Source organism: Adhaeribacter terreus (genome assembly GCF_042657365.1).
In the GTDB taxonomy this organism is placed as follows: domain Bacteria; phylum Bacteroidota; class Bacteroidia; order Cytophagales; family Hymenobacteraceae; genus Adhaeribacter_A; species Adhaeribacter_A terreus.
Genome location: NZ_JBHSKT010000009.1, coordinates 153,523 through 164,772, shown reverse-complemented (window position 1 = coordinate 164,772; position 11,250 = coordinate 153,523). Strand labels below are relative to the sequence as shown.

The window sequence follows — 11,250 nt, the reverse complement described above, 5'->3', positions numbered from 1 at the left end:
AATCCCGCTTTATTATTAGCAGCTTTTCGTTACCAGATGACCTTTTCAGCATTTCAATTCTTTTCCCTTTCTTCGTTCAGATTGGGAGTGCAAAGATGCAGGCATTTTTTCTTTCTTCCAAATTTTAAAATGAATTTATTTTAAAATTATTCCAGAGTAAAAACCTGCTTTCAATACAACTGAAGCCTTTTTTGCCTCCCCAAAACCTCGTTCGGTTTGGGAGTGCAAAGGTGAGAACTTTTTCTAAAACCTCCAAATTTTAAACTGAAAAATCTGAAGTTTTTTTTCAGCCTGAAGCTTCTTTTACAAGTTGCTCTAAGCCAGCTCGGTAAGCTTTTCAATTCCCGGATCAGGCTGCCCCTTTTCCGTTTTGGTGCTGCAAAGATACGCCAGTCTTATCTAGCTTTCCAAACCGCTATTCCCCTTTCTGCTTCCCTACCCTCCCGGCTTTCCCGGTAACAATATTGCCTGCAACGCTTTAAGCTCCGAAAATATTTTTAAACTTTTTTATGACCTCCCCGTTTAAGGCAGTTTTTAGAGCAAAAACCGTAGCGCTTTACTTGTGTTCTTTATAAAAGCTCCGATTATGCTTTCTATTAATCAATCCGACTCATTTATATATTTGTCTTTCCTTACTTTTTCCATTCAAAAGGATAGCGTTTTTAAGTTTTACTCATAGAAATAAAAAGCCGCTTCCCTAACCAGGAAGCGGCTTTTAGTTTTTATCTTCTAAACGATAGCATTCTTACAATACTTCATTTTGTTTTCTGAGTTTACTATGCTTTCTGCCATATAAGAAGTAGATCGCGATTCCGATTGCCATCCAAATGATTAGTCGCAGCCAGGTATCGAAAGGCAAATTAACCATCATGTAGCCGCAGATCAGAATTCCGAGGATCGGAACAAGTGGTACGAATGGGGTTTTGAACGGACGTGGAATATCCGGGTTGGTTTTCCGAAGCATTAAAATACCACCGCACACAATTACGAACGCTAATAAAGTACCAATGCTTACTAATTCACCTAAAAGGCCGATCGGGAAAATACCGGCAACTACTGCTGCAACTACACCGGTTACAATTGTAGTAATGTGCGGGGTATGGAAACGAGGGTGAACTTTACCAAATACAGGTGGCAATAATCCGTCGCGGGACATGGCGTAGAAAATGCGGGGCTGGCCCATAAGCATTACTAAAACTACAGAAGCTAAACCTGCTACCGCGCCAATTCCGGTGAAGAAGAATAACCATTTCAGGGCCGGGCCTGCAGCAGATAATGCTACCAGAACCGGATCCGGAACGTTCAGGTTTTTATATGAGGTAAGCCCCGTCATTACTAAAGACATGGCAACATATAATAAGGTACAGATTCCTAAAGAAGCTAACATTCCGATCGGCATGTCGCGTTGCGGGTTTTTGGCTTCCTGGGCGGCGGTACTTACAGCATCGAAACCGATGTAAGAGAAAAATACTACGGCTGCGCCGCGTACAATACCTTCCCAACCATAGCGGGAGCTGCCATCAGGTAATAATTCACGGGCTGGAATAAACGGTTCCCAGTTAGCAGAATTTACATATTGAAAGCCGAAACCGATAACCAGTAATACGATGGCTACCTTTATGAATACAATAAAGTTATTGAAACGGGCTGATTCCTGAATACCGACAACTAATAAAGCCGTCATGGCCAGAATAAGCAGCATGGCCGGCAGGTTGATCATGGCACCGGTGCTGGAAAATACGCCACCTTCGTAGGCTAAAGGCGCACTGGCAATGGATTCCGGAATGGTTATGCCCGACGATTTTAATAAGCTGACCACATTTCCGGACCAGCCAACGGCCACAGTGGCAGCGCCAAACAAATATTCAAGAATTAAGTCCCAGCCAATGATCCAGGCTATAAATTCACCTAAAGTTGCGTAGCCGTAGGTATAAGCCGAACCGGCAATCGGGATCATGGAAGCAAATTCGGCGTAGCATAAACCTGCGAACAAACAGCCTAAACCGGCAATTATAAACGAAATTACAATTGCTGGGCCGGCGGCGTTAGCAGCAGCGGTACCGGTTAAAACGAAAATACCGGCTCCGATAATTGCGCCGATCCCGAGCATGGTAAGGTTTGTAGCAGAAAGCGTGCGCCGAAGCCCGTGCTCACCACTCTCCGACTCTGCCATAAGTTTCGCAATAGACTTGGTTGCGAATAAATTGTTAGCCATAAAAAGTGTTAAAGTAGTAACAGATTTAAGTATTTGAAAAGCCAATATAGGAAATTACTATGCAATTGCACTATAAAGCAGGCCGGAAAGTTTGTATTTGCTCCCTTATTTGTACTATTAGAAAGATTTTACTGTAATTTTTATATTAAAACGGCATAAATTATGATGATAAAATTTGCAGACTCGTAAAGAAATAAAGTACCTCTGATATTTACGAAGCTATGCAAACACTATTACTCACCGAATTCAACACCTTTCACCTGGTTGGTTATATTGCCGCCATCCTGATCGGGGTTTCGCTGGGTCTGGTTGGTGGCGGGGGCTCTATTCTTACGGTTCCGGTACTGGTTTATCTTATCGGCATCAATCCGATTGTTTCTACTTCGTATTCGCTTTTTGTGGTTGGTTTAACGTCGCTGGTTGGCGCGGCCACTTACATGAAACGAAAACTCATTAATTACCGAACGGCGATACTTTTTTCCATTCCTTCGTTCATTTCGGTTTTCCTGACGCGAAAATTCCTGGTGCCAGCTATTCCGGATATTATTTATGAGAATGCTGACTTTATTATTTATAAAGAGCATTTTATTATGGTATTGTTTGCCGTGCTTATGACGCTGGCTTCTTACGCTATGATCCGCCAAAAACCCCTGCATGGCCATGCGCTGCCAAACCCTAAAATTATTTCTTACCGTTTTATCTGGGCACTGGGCGCAATTTTAGGCGTACTAACCGGAACAGTTGGTGCCGGCGGCGGCTTCCTGATCATTCCGGCGCTGATCTTATTTGCGGGGCTGGAAATGAAAACGGCCATTGGTACTTCCCTTTTAATTATTGCGATCAATTCTCTGATCGGTTTTACCGGCGATATCAGTACGCATCATATCGACTGGATCTTTTTGGGTGGTTTTTCTTCGCTGGCCATTGGCGGTATTCTAACCGGAACCTACGTTTCTACTTTCGTGCCTGGCCAAACATTGAAACCGGCTTTCGGTTGGTTTGTGCTTTTAATGGGCTGCGGCATTATTGCCAAAGAAATGCTACAGTTCTAACCTGAATTTCTGCAAACTGCCACTTTTTAAGCCCAAAAGCATAGCGTTTTTTATTTAATGAATAATGACTAATTAATAATGATTAATGATCAGTGATTAGTTTTAAAGTCCGAATCCATAGCGTTTTACTTCCTTCTTTTCTGAAAAACAAACATCGACATTACTGACTTTTCAGGCTGAAATCCATAGCGTTTTTTCTCTGGTATACTATAAAAGAGTAAACACAGACTTTTTCCGGCCGAAACCCTACCGTTTTAAAACAACGAACAAATTTAACCACCAAGCAAAAAAGTGTATCTTTACTTTCTGTAAAGAAAGGCCGATACTGTGATGAAAGTTTTACATACCTCCGACTGGCATTTGGGCAAACGCCTGCTGCACCACGAACGTACCGAAGAGCACCAGCATTTTTTAAACTGGCTGCTCGAAACCATTCAAGCCGAAAAAGTAGATGCGCTTATTGTGGCCGGCGATGTTTTTGATACCGGCGCGCCTTCCAACACAGCTTTAAAACAGTATTACGATTTTCTCAGGGCGCTTTATATAACCGGCTGTAAACACGTAATTATTACCGGCGGCAACCACGATTCCATTTCTACTTTAAACGCCCCGAAAGAATTACTCAAATATTTCAACATTCACGTAATTGGCGGCGTGCCGGCCGATCTACAGGAAGAAATTATTCCGCTAAAAGATGAAACCGGCGAAGTGAAGCTTGTAGTTTGCGCCGTGCCTTTTCTGCGCGATAAAGATGTACGCCTTTCAGTAGCCGGCGAAACGGCCGAAGAACGGGAACAGCGCATTAAAGACGGCATCTGTAACCATTACAAAACGCTGGTACAATATATAGAACCTTATAAAGCTGCCGGAGTTCCGGTGCTTGCTACGGGGCATTTGTTTGCCGCCGGCAGCAGCACTTCCGATTCAGAAAAAGAAATTCACGTCGGAAACCTAGGCCAGATATGCGGCGATCAGTTTCCGGAGGAATTCGATTATGTAGCTTTGGGACATTTGCACCGGCCGCAAATTGTGGGTGGTTTTAACCACGTGCGTTATTCCGGCTCTCCTATTCCTTTAAGCTTCAGCGAGAACGACGACCGGAAAAGTATTTTGCTGCTCGATTTTGAAGACGGTAAACTGAGTAATTTAACCGAACTGCCAGTTCCGCGCCAGCGCCGGTTAGTGCGTTTTAAAGGTTCGCTGGAAAAAGTACACATCCAGATGGTGAGCTTCGAAAACGACAATCCGTTACCGGCCTGGGCCGAAATTCAGGTAGATACCGAAAGCTTTATTCCGAACCTGGAAGAAAATCTGCGCGAATTATTAGGCGGCAAAACGGATCTGGAACTGGTTACCTGCCGCCAGAATTTAGTGCGCGCCAAAGTTACTTTAGATGCGCAGGTGCAGGAAGATCTGCATTTGCACGACCTGCAACCCAAAGAAGTTTTCCGCAAACGCTGCGAAGCCGAATTTCCGGAACTGAGCCACGACGATCTGCTGCAGACTTTTGATGAATTGCTGGAAAATATGAGCGAACAAATGGCTAAAAATTAAGGAGCTGGCTGTGAAGATAAAATCCATTCGTTTTCTGAACCTGAACTCGCTGCGCGGCGAACACGAAATTTGCTTCGATGCCGCGCCGTTAAGCGATTCCGGCCTTTTTGCCATTACCGGACCGACCGGCGCAGGGAAAACCACGATTCTCGATGCCATTACGCTGGGTTTGTACGGCCGCGTAAACCGCCACGACCGCGATCTGCCTTCCGAAATTATGACGCGCCACACGGCCGAAGCATTTTCGGAAGTAACGTTTGAAGCGCGCAACGTGGTTTACCGGGCCAAATGGAGCGTGTACCGCAGCCGCAAAAAGGCCGACGGCAACCTGCAGCCCATTAAAATGGAATTGTGCCGCGTTGTAGACGAGGAAATTTTCGATTTGAAATCGCACGAAGTTCCGGGGAAAATTTCGGAATTGTGCGGGCTGGATTATAACCAGTTTCTGCGCTCGGTAATGTTGAGCCAGGGCGAGTTTACGCGTTTCCTGAAAGCCAACGAAAATGAACGCAGCGAATTGCTGGAACGCATTACCGATACCGGCATTTATACCAATATTTCGCGGCAAGCTTACCGGCGCGCGGCTGCCGAAAAAAATGCGCTGAACCAGTTGCGCAGCGAACTTTCCGGGCAAACCTTACTGGCGCCTGAATTACTGGCAGAATACGAAAATACACTGGAGGAATTGCGGCAGCAGGAAATAGAACTGAAGCAAAATCGCCAGGAATCTGAAACACAAATTGCGTGGTTGAAAAACCTGGAGAAACTTTCAGAGAAGAAGGAACAAACCCAGAAAGCTTTATTTGAACTGCAGGAAAATGCGGCGAAATATGAAACTGATTTTGCGCGCCTGGAACAACATAAAACGGCGCTGCATTTTCGGCCGGAACTGGTTAAACTTGAACGCGAGCAGCAATTTTTAACCGACCTCCAAAACCAGCAAACCCAAATACAGGCACAACTTCCGGAGTTAAAAAATGCAGTAGAAACTTCGCGGCAAAAAACGGAAGAAGCCAAAACGGTACAGCAAACGGCCGAAAAAGTGCTGCAGGAAATTGCACCGTTGCTGGACGAAGTTTTGCAGAAAGATGCCGGCATAGAAAGCCTGCGCAAACAATTTCTGAAAAACAAAGAAGCATACCAACAGGCAAAAAAGGCTTTCGATAAAGATGCTTCGGAAGTGGAAAATTACCGCAAAACGGTCGTCGATCTGGCCGCAAAACTCACGGACCTGAAAAGCTGGTTGCAGGAGCATAGTGCCGAAAAAGAACTGGGTAGCGAACTGAATATTTTTGAACGCTACCTGAAAGATCTGCAGGCGATTATTCAGGATGGGCAAAAGTGGAAAAAAGAAAAACTTACTGCAACCGAAGCTATTCAATCGGCCAAAACTTTAGCGGAAACTACCGCGAAAAAACTGGCGGAACTGGCTGCTGAAAAAGCGAACCTGCAAAGCGAAATTTCCCAAAATGCAGCAGCGTTGCAAACTGCATTGGCCGGCATTTCTGAAATGGCACTTGAACTGGCGCTGCAGGAATTGCCGGTCCGGTTAAATAACCTGGAAAAGCTGCGCCAATCGGGTTTGCAATTTGCGGCAACGGTTTCCAAAGAACAGACTTTGGTGGCACAAAAAAACAGTGCGGTTGCTAAACTGGAAACGCTGAAAAAAACAGAAACAGAGGTAAGCCAAAAACTGGAAGAAGCCCGCGGAATTTTAACGCAGTACCAGGAAATTGTGGAGTTCCAGTTGCAGGTGCAGCATTACGAAGAAGCACGCAAAAACTTGCAACCAAATTGTGAATGTCCGTTGTGCGGCGCTCTGGAACACCCGTTTGCAGACGGCCAAACCCCGAAACTTACCGATGCTACCGAAAAGCGAAATGCACAGCAAAAAACGGTAGCAGAACTGGAAAAAAAGTCGGCGGAAACGCTTGCGGAACTGGCAGTTTTACAGGCAGATCTGAGAACTACAGAAATTGCGTTGGCAGAAAACGCCCAGCTGAAAGCAACGATCGAAAAGGAATTTTTGGAAGTAAATGCGGCGTTGAAAAATGCTTTTGCGATTACAGGAACAGAGACAATTTCGGAAGCTATTTCTGAATGCCAGGCGCAGCTTGGTAAAAAGAAAATTCAGCTGGAAAGCGTAAAAAAAGCAAACCAGCAGGCGCAATTTTTAACTGAAAAGCAATACCGTTTGCAGACCGAAACTTTAAGTGCCACATCGGTAAAAGAACAGGCTTCGGAAAGGCAAAAAACTGCGGAAGAAACGTTACAAAATGCCGAAAAAGAACTTCGCGATCTGCAGGAACAATACACCAATATTGCAGCGGAAGCAGCTTCTTTTACGAACCGATTTGGTATGACTTTTTCGGTGGAAAAAGGTAACGTTTTACTGCAGGAATTACGACAGCGGGCGCAGCAATTTTCGTCACAAACAGAGGCGCTACAGCAAACCCAGTTACGCGCAGCCGAAGCGGCCGGAAACCTGCAAAAAGTGGAAGCCACGCAACTTCAGAAGCAAACGCAACTTGATGCTTTGCAGGCAACTTTAACGCGGGAACACCAGGAATTAACGGCACTAAAAACCGAACGGGAAAAACTTTTCGGACAGAAAAATCCGGCTGATGAACGGTTGCGTTTAACGGCTGATTGCGAACAGAAAAAGAGCGATGCAGAAGCAGCCCAAACCGCCTTGCAGCAGCAAACCGAAAAGCTGAATTTAGCAGAATCGCGCCGCGAACAATTACAAAGCGATGCAACCATTGCATTTGAAAAAATACAGCAATTGCAAACAGCACTCGAATCAAAACTGGCTACGCAAAACATTATTTCGATAGCGGCTTTAAAGGTGTTATTCCTCACGGATGAAGAAGCGACTCAATTCACGAATCTGCAGGCGCAACTCGAAAAGCTGCTTACCGAAACCCGCCAGACTTTAGCTGATACGAGCGCTGAATTAAAGACTGAAGAAGCTAAAAACCTGACCTTAGAAACGGTAGCCATTTTAACCCAAAAACTACTGCAAACCGACCGGGAAATTAGTGAAGCGAACCAGCAGATTGGCAGCATTGCGCAGACGTTGAAACGGGAAAAAGAACTGCAGGAAAAGCATCTGGCGTTGGCCGTACGCATTTCCAATCAGCAGAAAGAAGCGGAGCGTTGGGAAAAATTATCGGAACTGATCGGCTCGGAAAGCGGCAAGAAATTCAGCAAGTTTGCCCAAGGGTTAACGCTGGCCAAACTGGTAACGTTAGCCAACCGCCATTTGCAGAAACTGAACGACCGTTACCAATTACTGAAAGCACCAAACGCCGACCTGGAACTACAAATGATCGATACGTACCAGGCCGATGCGGTGCGGTCGGTCAATACTTTGTCGGGCGGCGAAAGTTTCCTGGTAAGTCTGGCGCTGGCGCTGGGTTTATCGGATCTGGCCAGCCACAAAACGCAGATCGATTCGCTGTTTATTGATGAAGGTTTTGGTACGCTGGATGCGGAAACGCTGGACATTGCCATTACGGCGCTGGAAAATATGCAGGCCAGCGGCAAAATGATCGGGATAATTTCGCACGTGGAAGCTTTGAAAGAACGGATCAGTACGCAGATAAAGGTGAAGAAAATGAGCGGCGGGGTGAGTAAAATTGTGGTTTCGGCGTATAATTACGATGGTGTTTTTTGTGTAATCAAACCCTGAAGGATGAAACCGAAAATTAAATTCACTACCCTGAAAGCTCAATCAGACCAAAGTGCTTACTGGAAAAATAAAAGTTATGCTGAACGGCTGGCCGAAGGTTTCCGGTTAACTCAAAAAGCATATTGGGAATATTATTCGCAGAACGAACCAAAAATGGAGCGCCGCTCAAGGTTATTTGTAAAAAGGCCGGATGAGAGTCTGGAAGAATTCTTTGCCCGTAAAAACCGCAGCAAGTAGATGAATTTATTAGATGCGCATTTTCTCCAGTTTCTGGATTTACTGAATAAACATGAAGTCGAATACTTATTGGTAGGCGGACATGCGGTAATTTTGCATGGTTATCCTCGTTCAACAGGTGACATGGATATTTGGGTTTCTCCTACTAATAAAAATGCTTCAAAATTGGTAAAAGCGGTTGATGAATATGGTTTTGACGCCTCTGCCTTACTTGATATGGACTTTACACAGATGCTCGTATTTGATGTAGGAACACCACCAGCACATATTGAAATAATGAATTATATTTCTGGTGTAGATTTTCAAACTGCCTTCGCTCAAAAAAAGATGGCCGAGATGGAAGGAACTTCATTTAATCTGATTCATTTAAGCGACCTTCGCAAAAATAAAGCAGCCTCTGCTCGTTATAAGGATTTGGATGACTTAGAACATCTTAATAAGCTCTAATATTTCTCCTTGCAAATCCCTGAAATTCCCCACACTTTTACGGCTCTAAAATATACCGTTTTTTCGATATTAAATGAGCCTGAATACGAACCGCTGGAACCGCATGCGGTACACACTTTACACGCCGATCTACGACCTTTTGGTGGGTAAAATTTTTACTGCCTCCCGCCGGAAATCTGTTGAACTTTTAAATATTCAACCGGATGAAAAAGTGCTTTTGGTGGGAGCCGGAACCGGTTTGGATTTTCAATTTCTGCCAAAAAACGCACAGATCTGGGCTGGTGACATTACGCCTTCCATGGTTACGAAAATGGAGTATCGGGCAAAGGCATTAAAGCTGAACGCAATGTTAAATGTAATGGACGGGCAAAACCTGCAATTTCCGGATGCTACTTTCGATAAAGTAATTCTGCATTTAATTGTAGCCGTAATTCCCGATCCGGTAAAATGTTTGCAGGAAACAGAACGCGTTTTAAAACCGGGCGGCGAAGCGGTGATCTTCGATAAATTCCGGCCGAAAGACCAGCAGCTTTCTAAGTTCAGGGCTTTTTTCAACAAATTTACTTCCTCCCTTTTTTCGGATATTACGCGGGTTATTGAAAATCTGCTGGCGCGAACGAGCCTCGTAATTCAGCAAGATATCCCGGCTAATTTTAACGGTAATTTCCGGATCATTAAAGTGCGGAAGAATAATTAACTGCTATCTAAAAAAACTGTAGTCTGCCTACTAATGTGAGCGAAAAAATACAAAGCTTGTGAGAGAAGCTCCTAAGTCTTTTTCCGTGCCAATGGATATGTTTCTGCAAAAAGCCGACGAGTTCTTTCGCTATCGCTCAACATGACAGCTCTTTTTTTAGATTAATTCTGGAACCACGAGTTTTTATGCCCTTTTAGATACCGTTTTTGGACCGTTTTATTTGCCGGAGATTAGTTAAAGCATAAAAAAACCTCACAGTTCTAAACGGACCGTGAGGTTTTTCAGGAACGGTTACTCGTCGCGCAGCAAGGCATCTATAAACCCGACTGCTTCATTTTCCCTTTTAAATACGAGCAGCGGAATATCGTTGTCGTAATGCAGTATCTTTTCGGTAACGCTACCCAACATAAACAAAGCGGCTGCCGATTTTCCGGCTGCGCCAATTACCAGCAGGTCGGCACGTGAGCGTTTTGCTTCCAGCACAATTACTTCCCCAATATCTTCATCATGGTGTTTTTTAACTAGTTTCAGGCTAGCCCGATCTTCAAGTTCAGGAAACTGCTGCAGCACGCGGCTGAATTTTGCCCGGGCATTTTCCTGCATCCGCTGGTCGAATGCCTCGTAAGTCTGGCCCAGCGTAACGTAGCCCGGCGGAACCTGATAAACGTGCAAACATTCGATCTCGAATTCGGAAAGTGCCAGCGCCGAATGCAGCATCCGGTCCAGCGCCATCATAGAATATTCGTTGAAATCGATACTTACTACGATCTTCTTTAGTTTTACTTCAGTATTTTCAGGTACAAAAAGCACGCTCCTCCGGCTGGCCCGCAATAATTTTTTCGGCAGCACGCCCGAGCCTTTCAGCTGCATTTTGCGGCCTACAATTATCAGATCAATATCTTCCTCCTTGGCTACTTTCAGCATTTCCTTTACTTCGGAGCCTTCCTTTATCCTGATTTCGGTAACTACCTGCGGCTGGCTTTTAAAGGCAATATCCACTTTCTGCTGAAGTTCCCGCGTAAGGGTTTCTTTTACCGATAGATCTTCCTGCGGCAGCTTCAGCTCTTCGGGCAACTCCAGGTGTTTTTCTACGTGCACAAAACAAACTTTCTCTACCGCCGATAAACTGCTTAAAAAAGCGGCATAAGCAATTTCCGAATCGTCCATCGGGGTAAAGTCGAGCCCTACCATTACGCGTTTAATTATATTCATAGTTCTGAAGGTTGATACAATTTTAAAATGGCTTTACGCGCCAGCAATAACCAAGCGTTGAAACTTAAATGAAGCAGCCGGGTAAGTAGCAATAAATTTCTGTACGGAATTGCGCTTCTAAAATATACAAAAAGATGAATTC

Annotated in this window: 8 protein-coding genes; 6 read left to right on the top strand and 2 right to left on the bottom strand. The window is 44.7% G+C overall.

The window, feature by feature from the left end; genetic code table 11:
- Window positions 1-745: 745 nt before the first annotated feature.
- Window positions 746-2,215, bottom strand: a complete 1,470-nt coding sequence (locus tag ACFPIB_RS14895) for an amino acid permease (protein WP_378018261.1) — start codon at window positions 2,213-2,215, stop codon at window positions 746-748.
- A gap of 221 nt (window positions 2,216-2,436) precedes the next feature.
- On the opposite strand from ACFPIB_RS14895, the gene ACFPIB_RS14890 reads away from it, so the two are divergent.
- The 6 genes from ACFPIB_RS14890 to ACFPIB_RS14865 all read left to right on the top strand — a co-directional run bounded on the left by ACFPIB_RS14890 (window position 2,437) and on the right by ACFPIB_RS14865 (window position 9,896).
- Complete coding sequence (locus ACFPIB_RS14890; RefSeq protein ID WP_378018260.1) at window positions 2,437-3,267, top strand: sulfite exporter TauE/SafE family protein; 831 nt, start codon at window positions 2,437-2,439, stop codon at window positions 3,265-3,267.
- A gap of 330 nt (window positions 3,268-3,597) precedes the next feature.
- Window positions 3,598-4,821, top strand: coding sequence for an exonuclease SbcCD subunit D C-terminal domain-containing protein (locus ACFPIB_RS14885; protein WP_378018259.1), 1,224 nt, complete (start codon window positions 3,598-3,600; stop codon window positions 4,819-4,821).
- Window positions 4,822-4,831: 10 nt separating this feature from the next.
- Window positions 4,832-8,515, top strand: a complete 3,684-nt coding sequence (locus ACFPIB_RS14880; protein WP_378018258.1) for an AAA family ATPase — start codon at window positions 4,832-4,834, stop codon at window positions 8,513-8,515.
- 3 nt (window positions 8,516-8,518) lie between these two features.
- Window positions 8,519-8,752, top strand: coding sequence for a hypothetical protein (locus ACFPIB_RS14875; protein ID WP_378018257.1), 234 nt, complete (start codon window positions 8,519-8,521; stop codon window positions 8,750-8,752).
- Entirely contained in the window at window positions 8,753-9,199 is a 447-nt protein-coding gene (locus ACFPIB_RS14870; protein WP_378018256.1) for a hypothetical protein, read from the top strand.
- A gap of 73 nt (window positions 9,200-9,272) precedes the next feature.
- Window positions 9,273-9,896, top strand: a complete 624-nt coding sequence (locus ACFPIB_RS14865) for a class I SAM-dependent methyltransferase (RefSeq protein ID WP_378018255.1) — start codon at window positions 9,273-9,275, stop codon at window positions 9,894-9,896.
- A 291-nt stretch (window positions 9,897-10,187) separates the two neighbouring features.
- Here ACFPIB_RS14865 and ACFPIB_RS14860 read toward each other — a convergent pair whose 3' ends face one another.
- Window positions 10,188-11,108: a universal stress protein gene (locus ACFPIB_RS14860; RefSeq protein ID WP_378018254.1), complete on the bottom strand. Its 921-nt coding sequence runs from the start codon at window positions 11,106-11,108 to the stop codon at window positions 10,188-10,190.
- Between the last annotated feature and the right edge of the window lie 142 nt (window positions 11,109-11,250).

Bases quoted from the DNA above. Each gene is read 5' to 3' on its own strand.
- ACFPIB_RS14895 (WP_378018261.1), bottom strand. From the start codon at position 2,215: ATGGCTAACAATTTATTCGCAACCAAGTCTATTGCGAAACTTATGGCA.
- ACFPIB_RS14890 (WP_378018260.1), top strand. From the start codon at position 2,437: ATGCAAACACTATTACTCACCGAATTCAACACCTTTCACCTGGTTGGT.
- ACFPIB_RS14885 (WP_378018259.1), top strand. From the start codon at position 3,598: ATGAAAGTTTTACATACCTCCGACTGGCATTTGGGCAAACGCCTGCTG.
- ACFPIB_RS14875 (WP_378018257.1), top strand. From the start codon at position 8,519: ATGAAACCGAAAATTAAATTCACTACCCTGAAAGCTCAATCAGACCAA.
- ACFPIB_RS14870 (WP_378018256.1), top strand. From the start codon at position 8,753: ATGAATTTATTAGATGCGCATTTTCTCCAGTTTCTGGATTTACTGAAT.
- ACFPIB_RS14865 (WP_378018255.1), top strand. From the start codon at position 9,273: ATGAGCCTGAATACGAACCGCTGGAACCGCATGCGGTACACACTTTAC.
- ACFPIB_RS14860 (WP_378018254.1), bottom strand. From the start codon at position 11,108: ATGAATATAATTAAACGCGTAATGGTAGGGCTCGACTTTACCCCGATG.